A 13,981-nucleotide genomic window follows, 5' to 3' on the forward strand; every position below is an offset into this window, starting at 1 on the left:
AGATGAAAGGAGCGAGTATGGAAGTAATACAATTATTGGCTATGTTTCGTGGAACAATTCCAAAAGATAGGGAGAAAATGGACCTATTTCTTCGCTATCAGGCGCAACATTTTGATGAGAAATGGCAGGATTTGGTAGAGAGTTTTTTGGCTGAAGAGGGCAAGATAGAAGAGATACCTCACGTCTATTCTTTTCATCAAGATATTGTTTCTTTCCTAGAGGCCCGTTCTGAAAATAATGACCAAGATTTAGAAAGTTACACAAGAACTTTTGGACAAGCAGGTCTAAGTAAATTATCTCAATTAAGTAATTTTGAGAAAAACTTGGTGCTAGAAGTCGCAACCTATAACCTTTCCACTCGATTTTACATCCAATCTGAAAAAGAGAAGTTAGAACCATTAAGTGAGCTTGTATGTCATCAGAATCAGGATGTCAATTTAGTCAATGTCTATCGGGTTGCGAATAATCTATCTGACCGCATTAGTAGAGATATAGAGGAATTCCTTCTAATGGTTGACTCAAAAGAGCTTAAAAAAGAAGTTCTTGAGATTCGTTTTGAAGAAAAAGAGGGAGAAGTTCTAGCCTATTTGGGTTCAGAGTTGATGGCTGCTTTAGATACAGTTACAAATCTTGTCCATCATGAAGACAACTACCAACAACTCCCACTGACACAAAAAATAAAGATTATTACTCATTTTGATGAGGTAAAAGCAAGAAGTGAAAAGTCTAAGCAAGTAGCGGAAGTGGTCTTACCTTTAGATAATATTGACAAGGTAGAAGAAAATGTGGAAGTTCATTCCCTATCTAATGTCGATAAAATTGTAGAAGAAGCTTTGAGGGAATATCCAATCGGTTCACAAGTAAGTTATAAAGGACAAGTATTTCAGTTGGTTTCGATTGAAAATGCACAGTTAAATGACTTAGTTCGCCTAGAGCTATTCAATGATTCCAACCAGTTATTTGAAGAGAATCCTATCTTATACTTGAACAGTTTGAAAGAGATTGAACAAGTATTGTCTCTTGTAGAACTTGAGAAAGAAGAATTAGAGATTGAGATTGAATCATCAAGTGAAAGTCAGGAAATAGATTTGTTTTCCTATTTGGAAGAAGAAAAAGAAAATGAAAAGGAAACAGAAACTCTAATTTCAGGTATAGAAGAGACGGATGTCTCTGTTCAAGATTTTGTTTTTCCAGATGATTTAGAGAACTTTTATCCTAAGACAAATCGAGAAAAAATTGAAACGAATATCGCCGCAATTAATCTTGTTAAAAGATTAGAAAAAGAGGGAAGACAAGCGAATCCAGAAGAACAAGAACTACTAGCCAAGTATGTTGGCTGGGGTGGCCTTGCCAATGAATTTTTCGACGAACTCAATCCAAAGTATGAAACAGAACGTTTAACTCTTAGGGGCTTAGTAAGTAAATCAGAATACTCGACCATGAAACAAAGTTCTCTCACAGCCTATTATACCGACCCAATGATTATTCGCCAGATTTGGCAAAAATTACTGGATGATGGTTTTGAGGGAGGAAGAATTTTAGATCCTTCTATGGGGACTGGGAACTTCTTTGCGGCGATGCCTAGAAGTATACGAGAGAAATCAGAACTCTATGGAGTTGAATTAGACAGTGTGACAGGCGCAATCGCAAAACAACTCCACCCCAATACTCATATTGAAGTGCGAGGATTTGAAGAAGTTCCCTATCAAAATAATAGTTTTGATTTAGTCTTAACGAATGTACCATTTGGAAATTTTCGCATTGCAGATAAAAATTATGATAGACCTTATATGATTCATGACTACTTTGTCAAACACTCACTTGATTTAGTAAGAGACAGAGGACAAGTTTCGATTATCTCATCTATTGGCACAATGGATAAGCGGACGGATAATGTCTTACAAGAGATTAAATCGAGCACTCATTTTTTAGGGGGAGTTCGTTTGCCGGATACGGCTTTTAAAAAGATTGCAGGTACTCGAGTGACCACAGACCTCCTCTTCTTTCAAAAGGATCAAGCAAAGAATCTTCATGAGGAGGAGCTTGTCTTTAGTGGCTCTATTCCCTTTGAGGAGGATAAGCGTGTCTGGATCAATCCTTATTTTGATGGGAAATACAATACACAAGTTTTGGGTGAATATGAGGTACGCAATTTTAATGGAGGAACTCTCAATGTTAAGGGGGAATCAGAAACATTCACTACTGACATCATGGAAGCATTAGAGAATGTGGAGGCACCTAAACCAATTGACAATTCTTTGAAAGAACCTGTTTTTATCCAAGAAAAAGTGGATCATTCTATCCCAAGTCGTATTCGTGAGAACTTAGCGCTCTATTCTTTTGGATATGAGGGAAATCAAATTTATTACCGAGATACACATGGCATTCGGAAAAGTTCAAAAGTAGACGAAATTAGTTATTATGTAGACGAGAAGGGAGATTTTAGAGCCTGGGACAGTTCTTTATCTGAACATAAAATAGATCGATTCGTGCAACTTCATTTGACAGATGAGGAAGCACTAGATGTTTACAAGTCAGAAGAAGCGAGTAAAAGAGGGAAATATAAGGGACTGTTCAAAAAAACTGTCTTTTATGAAAGTCCCTTATCGGATAAGGATATTAGTCGCATTAAGAGCATGGTTGATTTGAGAGAGACCTATCAAGCCTTAATTGAAATTCAACGTCATCCAGATTATAGTCGGGCTGATTTTCAGGAATTGCTTGGCAAATTGAATCGTGACTATGACCGCTTTGTAAGTCAATTTGGATACTTGAATGCCTCAGTCAATCGGAACTTATTCGATAGTGACGATAAGTATTCTTTACTAGCAAGTTTAGAAGATGAATACATTGATTCTAAAGATCAGAAAGTAAAATATAAAAAATCTTTAGCCTTTGAGAAAGCATTGGTTAGGCCAGAGAGAGTGATTGCAAGAGTATCAACGGCTTTAGATGCCTTAAACTCCAGTTTATCGGATGGTAGAGGGGTTGATTTAGACTATATGGTATCAATTTACCCTGAACATAGCCAAGCTGCTATTTTAGATGAGTTAGGTGACCAGATTTTAATGGATCCAGAAAGCTATTTAAGAGGGGAAAGAAAATATCTTTCTAAGAACCAGTTTTTATCAGGAGACATTCTCAACAAGATAGAAGTAGTTCAACTATTAGTGGAGGAAAACAACCAAGAATATGATTGGAACCATGCTTTAGATTTGTTAGAATCTGTTCGCCCTCCACGGATTCATCTGGCAGATATTGAGTTTAAAATAGGATCACGTTGGATTCCTCAATCCGTTTATGGTAAATTTGCTTTTGAATGTTTTACCAATCGTGAATTTGAATTGTCTTCGCCAGATGTTGAACAAGTCATTGAAGTGAATCCTGTCGATGGCCAGGTTCATTTAAGGACATCATTTGCTTATCGCTATCCAAGTGCCAAAGATAGTAGTCTTGGAGTTAGTGGGTCACGTTATGATACAGGAAGAAAGATTTTTGAGAATTTACTAAATTCGAACCAACCGACGATTACCATGACTGTTACAGAAGGAGAAAAGAAAAAGACCATCACAGATTTGGAAAAAACCTCTGTTCTAAGAGCAAAAGAGCAGCATTTACAAGAACTCTTTCAAGACTTTGTCTCACGGTATCCAGAAGTCCAACAAGTCATTGAAGAAAGCTATAATCGTCTTTATAATCGAACGGTTAGTCGAGAGTATGACGGTAGCCATCTAGTCATTGATGGCTTGGCACAAAACATCAGTCTTCGTCCTCATCAAGAGAATGCCATTCAAAGAATCGTAGAAGAAAAAAGAGCCTTATTAGCTCATGAGGTAGGTTCAGGAAAGACCTTGACCATGCTTGGGGCTGGGTTTAAATTAAAGGAGTTGGGGATGGTTCATAAGCCCTTGTATGTAGTACCTTCTAGTTTGTCTGCTCAATTTGGCCAAGAAATCATGAAATTTTTCCCTACTAAAAAGGTCTTTGTGACCACTAAGAAAGATTTTGTGAAGGCGAGAAGAAAACAATTTGTGTCACGTATTATTACAGGAGATTACGATGCCATTGTCATTGGGGATTCTCAATTTGAAAAAATCCCTGTCAGTAAGGAAAGACAGATGAATTATATCGAGGATAAACTCAATGAACTACGAGAGATTAAAACACATTCTGAAAATAAGTATACTGTTAAAGAAGCAGAGCAATCAATAAGTGGTCTAGAGAAACAATTGGAAGAACTCCAACGTTTCAATCGTGATAGTTTTATTGATTTTGAAAACTTAGGAATTGATTTTCTCTTTGTGGATGAAGCACATCACTTTAAAAATATTCGTCCAATTACTGGACTTGGAAATGTAGCAGGGATTACCAATACAACCTCTAAGAAGAACGTGGATATGGAAATGAAGGTTCGACAGATTCAGGAAGAACATGATTTTAAGAATATTGTTTTTGCGACAGGAACACCTGTTTCCAATTCTATTAGTGAGTTGTATACTATGATGAACTACATTCAACCGGATATCTTAAAACGCTATCAAGTTGATTATTTTGACTCTTGGGTAGGTGCTTTTGGAGAAATTCAAAACTCTATGGAATTAGCTCCTACAGGGGATAAGTACCAACCTAAGAAACGATTTAAAAAGTTTGTCAATCTACCTGAGTTGATGAAAATCTATAAAGAAACAGCTGACATTCAAACACAAGATATGTTGGATTTACCTGTTCCAGAAGCTCATCTTATCCCTATTGAGAGTGAGTTAACTGAAAACCAGAAACTCTATCTAGAAGAATTGGTTATGAGGTCAGATGCGGTCAAATGTGGAACAGTTGATCCGAGCCAGGATAACATGTTAAAGATTACGGGTGAGGCACGAAAACTAGCTATTGATATGCGTTTATTGGACTCTAGTTATAGTCTAGCAGACAATCATAAACTGCTTCAGGTAGTGGATAATGTTGAAAGAATTTATCGTGAGGGAATGGAACATAAGGCTACTCAGATGATTTTTTCAGATATTGGAACACCTAAGAAAAAGGATAATGGCTTTGATGTTTATTCTGAAATAAAGGCTTTATTAGTTGATAGAGGAATCCCTAGTAAGGAAATTGCCTTTGTACATGATGCCAATAGTGATGAAAAGAAGAATAGTTTGTCTCGAAAGGTCAATGCAGGAGAGGTGCGTATCTTACTTGCATCAACTGAAAAAGGAGGAACAGGTTTAAATGTTCAGAGCAAGATGAAAGCAGTTCATCATTTGGATGTCCCTTGGAGACCAAGTGACATTCAGCAACGCAATGGACGTATTATCCGACAGGGAAATGAAAACAAGGAAGTAGATATTTACCACTATATTACCAAAGGTTCGTTTGATAATTATCTATGGGCAACTCAGGAGAACAAACTCCGTTATATTAAGCAGATTATGACTTCTAAGGAGCCAATTCGTGCTGCAGAAGATATTGATGAGCAGACCATGACAGCTTCTGATTTTAAGGCACTAGCAACAGGTAATCCTTATCTCAAATATAAGATGGAACTAGAGAATGATCTAACTCTATTAGAAAATCAAAGACGCGCCTTTCAACGCAGCAAGGATCACTATCGTCATACAATCTCCTACTGTGAAGAAAATATGCCCATTCTTGAGAAACGATTAAGCAAGTATGAAGGCGACATTCAACAGTCTGAAATGTCGAAAGACCAGGCATTTTCTATGACGGTAGGTAAGAAAGCTTTTGATCAACGAGCTGAAGCAGGGGAATCCCTACACCGTCTTATCCGTCATAATCAAGCTGACAGCAAAGAATTTCGAACCCTAGCAAGCTATCGAGGATTTGACATTAAAATGCTTAGTCTTCCAACAAATCAACCTCTTCCTGAAACCTTCTCTGTTAAGATTGTAGGAGAAAATCAGTATTCTGTCAGTTTAGATTTGTATTCTCCTTTAGGGACAATTCAAAGGCTTCAGCATACGATTGATCACATTAAAGAGGACCAAGTGAAAACTCAGAACTTATTGGATGAATTAAAGGACAAATGGAATACTGCTAGAGTAGAAATTGAGAAAAATTTTCCAAAGGAAGAGGATTATCAAACTAAAAAGGCCGAATACGATGTACTCTCGCCATTGATTGAAACAGAAACGGATTTAGATATTATTGATCAGGCCTTAAGACAATTCCACGAAAAAGGAAAAGAAAGGCAAGAACAACTTTCTTTTGAATTAGATTAAAAAATAGATACAAATAGCGGACAAGAAAAGAAAAGCGCGGTAAAATAAAGATAGAAAGAAACGAGGTAACGATTATGATGGAAGATACCTATTATCAATTAGAAGAGGCCTTAGTACAGGGATTTCAAACACCTGAAGAATACCTAGCCTACAAGGAGTTAAAGGAACATTATGAGGAAGTGACAGGCGATTACAGTTTTTCTAAACGAGAACTCACTAGTCAATTGGAAATAGCTCTTCAAAATCATCGAGGTGTGGACTTTGAAGAATATGAAAAAGAGGAGTATTTGGACTTAGTTCAAAAATTAGAAGAGTTTGATTCCTCTCTTGCCACCCATTATCGTCAATTGATTGACTAGAAAGGAGAAAGTCATGAATGATTTACTCCTTATCCCAGTAATTTTTTTAGCAGTAGGAGGAATTCTCATTCTTTTATGGAGACTCTTTCTTATTGCCAGTGGACTTTTCCTTATTGGTTTTATTAGTTTTCTTATTTTCGTGGAGGTCTATGGAATTTATTTGTTCTTTACTGAACCTAGTTTATATTTTGATGATATCAGACAACATGGTTTAACTAGTTTTACGGCTGTGTACCTTTTCATCAATCTGATGTTGGTTCTAGGATTCAGTTGGCGCTTCATTAACTCCATAAATAAGGAAAAAATATGAACTTTTTAGATAATCAAAAGACTTTATCTGAATCTAAATTCGGATAAGGTTTTTTATTTGCCTTGATTCTTTCATATACTTCATAGCTAAATTGGAGTAATAATTTATGAAAATCATTATCCTCACTATTATTACTTGTATTTATAGCTTGTTTATGTCGTTCAATATGAGAAAGAGCTCTTCTCAAATTTTCTTCTTTTAATTTGTTCATATTTATATTATAAGCTGAAGACAGCTAATTTTGATATTTTTCTCTGAACTGTACGATTTGGCGCCTGAAATGTAGGAATTACCTTTCGTTGTGATGTGATAAAACTTACAAGTTCTTTTTGTTATTCTTGACCTAGTTTTTATAGAAAGAAGGTCTAAGATGTTAAATAAAGTCAAAACTAAAGCCTTAATTAGTGTTGGAGCAGTAGCCGCAACTAGCTTTATTCTCATGATGGGATATACTGCTGGTCAACATTCTACTGCTAAACAAAGTCGCAAAGAAATCGAATTGGCTGCAGCTAAACTTGTAGAGGACAAACAAGCAGAAGATAAAGCCAGCATTTTGTCATCGGATACTGTAAAAGAATTTTTGACGCAGTACTATACGAAAGAAAAGCTCGGAGAAAATAATACACGTATTCAACCTTATATGACTGAATCGGCTTATTCTCAAGAATTGTCAAGTCAAAATGATGCTATGAACCAAGTGTATAAGGATTATATTTTGGATTATCATTTTGAAAAAGCAGATATCTTTGTCAATCAGACTACGAATCAAGCCATTGCCATGGTCTCTTATAATGTAACCTATGTATCTGATTTAAAGAATGCCAACCAATCAAAGACCAATCAGACAGAAACCAGAACGGTTAAGTTGTCTTATTCGAAACTACCAGGTAAGTTATTGGTCAATCAAGTACAGGTTTGGAAATCTGGGTTAGATGATTTGGATAAGGCTACTCCCAAAACTTTGGAAGAATCCTCATCTGTTCCATCACTGCCAAATACTACAACAAAATGATGATATTGCATGGAAATAGAAGAATGTAAGCAAATTTCAATTCTTGATGTAGCCAATCGTTTGGGGATCTCCTTTAAACAAGTTTCGAGCAGTGTCTATGAACATCCTGAACACGATTCATTCCGGATTTTTTCAACTACCAATACTTTTAAATGGTTTTCAAGAGATATTCAAGGTGATGTCATTGATTTTGTTCGACTTGTTAAGGGAATTTCCTTTAAAGAAGCTCTAGCCTTTCTTTCTGAAGAACCTTTTCAAAAAGAAGCTATTCGAGAAAATAGAGAGAGACCATTTTATTATCCTTTAAAGAGAATAGAAGATTCTAACTGTAGTCTGGCCAGATATTATTTAACAGAATGTAGAGGAATTTCAGAAGAAATCATACAAAAGATGATTCAACAAGGTTTGATAGCACAAGCTAGTTGGAAAACAAATGAAACAGTTGAACCTGTTATTGTTTTTAAAAGTTTTGATCATCGTCACAAACTGCAGGCAGCAAGCTTACAAGGGATTTATAAGAATCCCGCTCTTTCTAGAAAGAGGTTGAAAACGATTCTAAAAGGAAGCCATGGACATATTGGAATATCCTTTGACATTGGTAAACCAAATAGACTGGTCTTTTGTGAATCGTTCATCGACTTGATGAGCTATTACGAACTACATCAACAAAATCTAACTGATGTTCGTTTGGTATCTATGGAAGGATTAAAAAGGTCTGTTGTCGCTTATCAAACTTTACGACTGATAGCTGAAGAAAATCAAAAGTTGGAGTTTTTAGATACTGTAATACCTTCAAAGTTATTGCCTCTAATCAATACAATTCGTGATACCACCAGCTATTTTGATAATCATCCTGGTTTATTGACACTTGCGGTAGATTGTGATGATGCAGGTAAAGATTTTTCGGATAAGTTATCTAGATCAGGATTTCCTGTTTTACTGGATTTACCTGATAATGAATATGGGAAAGAAAAAAGAGACTGGAACGATGTCCTTAGAGAAAAGAAATCAGATTTACAATTGATGATCGAGACTGCAAAAGAGACATTGGGGAATCAACCAGTAAGACAAATCTCTCAATGTTTAGAATTGTGATAACAAAATCAAGATGTTTTAGCTAATATTAAAATGAAGGAGGATCGTATATGACCATTATTGAACGCTTAGAAGAAAAGGTCACTAGGCAAGAAAGTAAGGTAGCAAGAGAGACAGAAAAACTCGCTGCTTACAAAGAACAACTGGAGACAGCGATGTTTGCGACGTTCAAAAGACGTCAAAGCATTAGTCACATGAGTTTTGAAGAAGCTCTTGACCATGCCTTCGGTAGAGAAAGACAATTCGATGATTCTGAATTTAGAAAGGATGAAATGAGTGAATGACAAAAGATTGGAATTTTAATCAACCATTAGAGAGTAAATCAGAAAATCAAGAAGATCCAGATAAAATTGCGGCCTTATTTGGAAATCATCAAGGAGGTAATGATGTAAATTATGAAGCAGCTTTTCAAAAGCGAAAACAAGCACCTGTGACGGAATCAAATCCTAGTTCTAAACCTAAAGTTACAGAGGTTAGAACAGGAAAAGAGACAGATATCACTACAAGTTATCAGCAACATCTTAAAAGGCTGATTGCGGATAACAATAGCGATATTCAAAGTAGTCAAAAGAAAATTGAAGAGCTACATACGTTGATCGACACAAAGAATAAAGACAATAAGAAATTGCAGTCCATTTATGATGCGATTTCCGAATTACACTAAGCAGTCTTAAAAGGCTGCTTTTTTTGAGAGGTTATAGATGTTTACAAAACTTTTTAAGAAAAACCACGACAATAGTGATGTATTTAAGAAGCTAATTCATAGACTATCTGATATGTCTGTCCAAGATCTTGAAAAAATAGACCGATTGCTAGATATCATTTTCACTCCAGATCAAGGATCAGAAGAACTAAAAACAGAAGCAACTTACAGAGAAGAAACTTTGGATGACACATTAAAAGAAGCTAAGAATCAACTTCATAAGGAACAATTGGAGAAGAATTTAGAGAGATTTAGGAAAAATAGTCAATAACGCACCAATTTTGGTGCATTATGCTTTTTTATGCTATAATTGAATTATAAAAATAAAGGAGTTTGCCATGATTGGAAAGAACATAAAATCCTTACGTAAAACACATGACTTAACACAAGACGACTTTGCCCGAATTGTAGGTATTTCACGAAATAGTCTGAGTCGTTATGAAAATGGAACGAGTTCAGTCTCTACGGAATTAATTGACATCATTTGTCAGAAGTTTAATGTATCTTATGTCGATATTGTAGGAGAAGATAAAATGCTTAATCCAGTTGAAGATTATGAATTGACTTTAAAAATTGAAATTGTGAAAGAAAGAGGTTCTAATCTATTATCTCGACTCTATCGCTATCAAGATAGTCAGGGAATTAGCATTGATGATGAATCTAATCCTTGGATTTTAATGAGTGATGATCTATCTGACTTGATTCATACGAATATCTATTTAGTAGAAACTTTTGATGAAATAGAGAGATATAGCGGTTATTTGGATGGAATTGAACGTATGTTAGAGATATCTGAAAAACGGATGGTAGCCTAATGGAAATCCAAGATTATACCGATAGTGAATTCAAACATGCTTTAGAGCGGAACATTCGCTCACTGACAAGAGGAAAAAAGTCCAGTAAGCAACCTATAGCGATTTTGCTTGGAGGGCAAAGTGGTGCTGGTAAGACTACAATTCATCGTATTAAACAGAAAGAATTTCAAGGAAATATTGTTATCATAGATGGCGATAGTTTTCGTTCTCAGCATCCACACTATTTAGAACTGCAGCAAGAATATGGCAAAGATAGTGTAGAATACACCAAAGATTTTGCAGGTAAAATGGTAGAATCTTTAGTAACCGAATTGAGTCATTTGGGATACAATCTTTTGATAGAGGGAACTTTACGAACAATTGATGTTCCAAAGAAAACAGCACAACTATTAACAAATAAGGGGTATGAGGTACAATTAGCCTTGATTGCGACAAAGCCTAAGCTGTCCTATCTGAGCACTCTTGTCCGATACGAAGAACTGTACGCTATCAATCCAAATCAAGCACGCGCAACTCCAAAAGAACATCATGATTTCATTGTAAACCATCTAGTTGATAATACACGACAATTGGAAGAACTAGCTACCTTTGAAAGAATTCAAATTTACCAACGAGATAGAAGTTGTGTATATGATTCAGGAGAAAATACAACTTCAGCAGCAGATGTTCTTCAAGAGTTACTGTTTGGGGAGTGGAGTCAGGTAGAGAAAGAGATGTTGAAGGTGGGGGAAAAGAGACTTAATGAATTACTTGAAAAATAAACAATTGATATTTTTAGGAGAGTAGAAGTGAGAGGGTTTAATAACAAGATAAAGTCTGTTTATCAAGAACTAACAAATTCCAAAGAGAAATTCGGTAGCTTTCACAAGACTTTAATTCATTTGCATACACCTGCTTCTTATGATTACAAGCTATTTTCTAATTGGACTACAACGAAATATAAAAAAATTACTGAAGATGAACTATATGATATATTTTTTGAAAATAAGAAAAATAAAGTTGATAAGACAATTTTTCTTAGTAATTTTGACAAGGTTGTTTTTTCTAGTTCAAAAGAATATATTAGTTTTCTTATGTTAGCAGAGGCAATCATAAAAAATGGAATAGAAATAGTTGTAGTAACTGATCATAATACTACCAAAGGTATTAAAAAGTTGCAAATGGCAGTCTCAATCATAATGCAAACTTATCCGAATTATGATATACATCCTCATATTTTACATGGAGTAGAAATTAGTGCAGCCGATAAATTGCATATTGTATGTATATATGATTATGAACAAGAGTCATGGGTTAATCAATGGTTAAGTGAAAATATTATAAGTGAGAAAGATGGAAGTTATCAACATTCACTGACTATCATGAAAGATTTTAATAATCAAAAAATAGTTAATTATATTGCTCATTTCAATAGTTATAACATTTTGAAAAAAGGTTCTCACTTATCAGGTGCATATAAACGAAAAATTTTTTCTAAAGAAAACACACGATTTATTGGTGTTAAAAATATAAATTCTGTTGAAGGTTCTAGAAAAAAACTATTAACAGATTTTAATTGTGAGCCCAATTTTCTATTAGATAATGATTCTCACGAAATTGATTCACTCGGGAAGAACAACCTGTGGTTGAAAGGTGGAAAAATTTCTTTCAAGATGTTTCAAGAAGCATTGTTTGACTATAATGTATCAGTTAGTTTATGTGAGCCAAGTTTTAAACAAAAGTCTTATATAAAAGGATTATATATAGAAAATCGTGGGGAAAATAGAAGTTTTCTTGCAGGTGATAAGTTAAAAAAAGATAAAGACTTCTTTTTAACATTTTCACCATCTATGAATTGTTTAATTGGAGGGAGAGGTACAGGGAAAAGTACGTTAATTGATATGTTACAATTTGTACTTTCTCAAGATTGTGATAAGCAAAGCAAATTGGAATTTCTATGTAACCATGCAAATGCTTTTGTACTCTATGTTTTAGAAGAAACTGAATATATTATTGAAGTTAGTTTGCCAGATGTCAAACAAGAAAATAAGGATAATATTTTACAATATTATGGGCAAAATCGAGAGAATAGGTTTGGCTATTCTTATATATTTAATTCTGACTCTATTAAAGAATGGACACGGTCTCAGTACACAAAAGTTTATAAAGTTGAAGGTAACCATTTTAAATTAGTTGATAAAAATAGAATTTTAGAGAAAATGTTTGATAGGAGATATTCTGTTAATGAGTTAGTTAAAACAGCTGACGGTGAAAAAATTACAGAATTTATTTCTAATTTAATGATTAAAAATAAAAAATTACCGAGACCAGACTATGGGCTAAGAACTCAGACACTCAAATCGTTTGAAGCAAAATTAGAGGAACTTGATGAATATTTAAAACAGAGGAAGCAATTAATACTCGAAATTATTGAGGATTTTAATGAAACTCAGATTGGTAAGTTAAGAATTTGTTATGAGCAAATTGATAGATGGGAAGAACCGCATTTCGAAAATTATCTTTTCAAGAATAATCGTTCTTCGTTTGATAATTATAGAATTAGTATGCAAGATGTAGCAGACGTTTTATATCTTATCTATCGGGAATTAGGAATGAAAGAATTTGTTAAAGTTCTTGTAAGACAAAATATCCCTAATAAGTATTTTATGTTTTTAAAAAGTATCTCTGAAGATAATTTTGCAAAACAAGAAAATAATTGGAGAGATAAATCTGAAATTAATGAATACAACATTACGCATTTAAAAAAGAGCATCTACTCTTTAATTGAAAATAGTAGTTTATTAAATGAGTTTAAAAGAGTTTTAAAAGAGCATGTAGCTAATGAAAGGTTATTTTTGGAGTTTAATATTAACTCTAAAGAATCTTCGCAACAACTTGATATTGTCTATAAAGAAGTTGGTGTATTAAGTTTGGGACAAAAAGTTGTAGCCATGCTTGATTTTTTATTAGCATATAGTGATTATTCTAAAGACTTCAGACCATTGATTATTGATCAGCCTGAAGACAATCTAGACAATCGTTATATTTACAGGCATTTAGTTCAGCAGTTTAGAGATGTGAAAGCTCAACGTCAAATTATTTTAGCAACACATAATGCTACAATTGTAACAAATTCTATGACAGATCAAGTTGTTATTATGGAGTCAGATGGAGTTAACGGATGGATTGAATCACAGGGATATGTTAGTGAAAAATATATAAAAAATCATATCATCAATCAATTAGAGGGAGGAAAAGATTCCTTCAAGCATAAAATGTCTATATATGAGACGGCTTTATCAGAGTAGAGTCAGAAAAAGTAGGTTAGAAATTTAGCCTACTTTTTTCTTTGTCCGACAGGCATAGTGTACATCTGAGGTACAAGTCCTCTGTGGATATTTGTTGCAGATGAAACCAATAGCGACTCCTAAGCCTGAATATCGTGAGGTAGGGGGGATAGGAAGGAATTAGC

At 34.5% G+C, this 13,981-nt stretch carries 12 protein-coding genes; 11 read left to right on the plus strand and 1 reads right to left on the minus strand.

Annotated features, from left to right (window positions below):
- Positions 1–17 precede the first annotated feature (17 nt).
- The 3 genes from O3599_RS04290 (at position 18) to O3599_RS04300 (ending at position 6,905) form a co-directional block, all read left to right on the plus strand.
- Positions 18–6,236: a DEAD/DEAH box helicase family protein gene (locus tag O3599_RS04290; RefSeq protein WP_371512101.1), complete on the plus strand. Its 6,219-nt coding sequence runs from the start codon at positions 18–20 to the stop codon at positions 6,234–6,236.
- Positions 6,237–6,310: 74 nt separating this feature from the next.
- Positions 6,311–6,595: a DUF5962 family protein gene (locus O3599_RS04295; RefSeq protein ID WP_371512103.1), complete on the plus strand. Its 285-nt coding sequence runs from the start codon at positions 6,311–6,313 to the stop codon at positions 6,593–6,595.
- A gap of 13 nt (positions 6,596–6,608) precedes the next feature.
- On the plus strand, positions 6,609–6,905 hold the full coding sequence (locus O3599_RS04300; RefSeq protein WP_261013574.1) for a DUF5966 family protein: 297 nt from the start codon (positions 6,609–6,611) through the stop codon (positions 6,903–6,905).
- Positions 6,906–6,918: 13 nt separating this feature from the next.
- Here the strand turns inward: O3599_RS04300 and O3599_RS04305 are convergent, their stop codons facing one another.
- Positions 6,919–7,116: a hypothetical protein gene (locus O3599_RS04305; protein ID WP_004249782.1), complete on the minus strand. Its 198-nt coding sequence runs from the start codon at positions 7,114–7,116 to the stop codon at positions 6,919–6,921.
- 159 nt (positions 7,117–7,275) lie between these two features.
- On the opposite strand from O3599_RS04305, the gene O3599_RS04310 reads away from it, so the two are divergent.
- The 8 genes from O3599_RS04310 (at position 7,276) to O3599_RS04345 (ending at position 13,817) form a co-directional block, all read left to right on the plus strand.
- Positions 7,276–7,917, plus strand: coding sequence for a hypothetical protein (locus tag O3599_RS04310; RefSeq protein WP_000933083.1), 642 nt, complete (start codon positions 7,276–7,278; stop codon positions 7,915–7,917).
- A 9-nt stretch (positions 7,918–7,926) separates the two neighbouring features.
- Positions 7,927–9,012 (plus strand): DUF3991 domain-containing protein, encoded by a 1,086-nt coding sequence (locus O3599_RS04315; protein WP_371512105.1) that lies wholly within the window; start codon positions 7,927–7,929, stop codon positions 9,010–9,012.
- Positions 9,013–9,062: 50 nt separating this feature from the next.
- Entirely contained in the window at positions 9,063–9,296 is a 234-nt protein-coding gene (locus O3599_RS04320; protein ID WP_000152422.1) for a DUF5965 family protein, read from the plus strand.
- Positions 9,293–9,676, plus strand: a complete 384-nt coding sequence (locus tag O3599_RS04325) for a DUF5945 family protein (protein WP_000159212.1) — start codon at positions 9,293–9,295, stop codon at positions 9,674–9,676. Before O3599_RS04320 ends, O3599_RS04325 begins: the two co-directional genes overlap by 4 nt.
- Positions 9,677–9,713: 37 nt before the next feature.
- Positions 9,714–9,986: a hypothetical protein gene (locus O3599_RS04330; protein ID WP_000494442.1), complete on the plus strand. Its 273-nt coding sequence runs from the start codon at positions 9,714–9,716 to the stop codon at positions 9,984–9,986.
- A 67-nt stretch (positions 9,987–10,053) separates the two neighbouring features.
- The gene (gene pezA, locus O3599_RS04335) at positions 10,054–10,530 is read left to right on the plus strand and encodes a type II toxin-antitoxin system antitoxin PezA (RefSeq protein ID WP_371512108.1); all 477 of its coding nucleotides are present in this window, start codon (positions 10,054–10,056) and stop codon (positions 10,528–10,530) included.
- On the plus strand, positions 10,530–11,291 hold the full coding sequence (gene pezT / locus O3599_RS04340) for a type II toxin-antitoxin system toxin PezT (protein ID WP_371512110.1): 762 nt from the start codon (positions 10,530–10,532) through the stop codon (positions 11,289–11,291). The genes pezA and pezT overlap by 1 nt, the downstream gene beginning before the upstream one ends.
- 27 nt (positions 11,292–11,318) lie before the next feature.
- Positions 11,319–13,817, plus strand: a complete 2,499-nt coding sequence (locus O3599_RS04345) for a Spaf_1101 family AAA-like ATPase (RefSeq protein WP_371512112.1) — start codon at positions 11,319–11,321, stop codon at positions 13,815–13,817.
- The last annotated feature ends 164 nt before the right edge of the window (positions 13,818–13,981 follow it).

The organism is Streptococcus sp. 27098_8_103 (assembly GCF_041432345.1).
Taxonomy (GTDB): Bacteria; Bacillota; Bacilli; order Lactobacillales; family Streptococcaceae; genus Streptococcus; species Streptococcus mitis_BV.

What these genes read in the sequence shown, in the direction of transcription:
- O3599_RS04290 (WP_371512101.1), top strand. Translation starts at nt 18, where the DNA reads ATGGAAGTAATACAATTATTGGCTATGTTTCGTGGAACAATTCCAAAA.
- O3599_RS04295 (WP_371512103.1), top strand. Translation starts at nt 6,311, where the DNA reads ATGATGGAAGATACCTATTATCAATTAGAAGAGGCCTTAGTACAGGGA.
- O3599_RS04300 (WP_261013574.1), top strand. Translation starts at nt 6,609, where the DNA reads ATGAATGATTTACTCCTTATCCCAGTAATTTTTTTAGCAGTAGGAGGA.
- O3599_RS04305 (WP_004249782.1), bottom strand. Translation starts at nt 7,116, where the DNA reads ATGAACAAATTAAAAGAAGAAAATTTGAGAAGAGCTCTTTCTCATATT.
- O3599_RS04310 (WP_000933083.1), top strand. Translation starts at nt 7,276, where the DNA reads ATGTTAAATAAAGTCAAAACTAAAGCCTTAATTAGTGTTGGAGCAGTA.
- O3599_RS04315 (WP_371512105.1), top strand. Translation starts at nt 7,927, where the DNA reads ATGGAAATAGAAGAATGTAAGCAAATTTCAATTCTTGATGTAGCCAAT.
- O3599_RS04320 (WP_000152422.1), top strand. Translation starts at nt 9,063, where the DNA reads ATGACCATTATTGAACGCTTAGAAGAAAAGGTCACTAGGCAAGAAAGT.
- O3599_RS04325 (WP_000159212.1), top strand. Translation starts at nt 9,293, where the DNA reads ATGACAAAAGATTGGAATTTTAATCAACCATTAGAGAGTAAATCAGAA.
- O3599_RS04330 (WP_000494442.1), top strand. Translation starts at nt 9,714, where the DNA reads ATGTTTACAAAACTTTTTAAGAAAAACCACGACAATAGTGATGTATTT.
- pezA (WP_371512108.1), top strand. Translation starts at nt 10,054, where the DNA reads ATGATTGGAAAGAACATAAAATCCTTACGTAAAACACATGACTTAACA.
- pezT (WP_371512110.1), top strand. Translation starts at nt 10,530, where the DNA reads ATGGAAATCCAAGATTATACCGATAGTGAATTCAAACATGCTTTAGAG.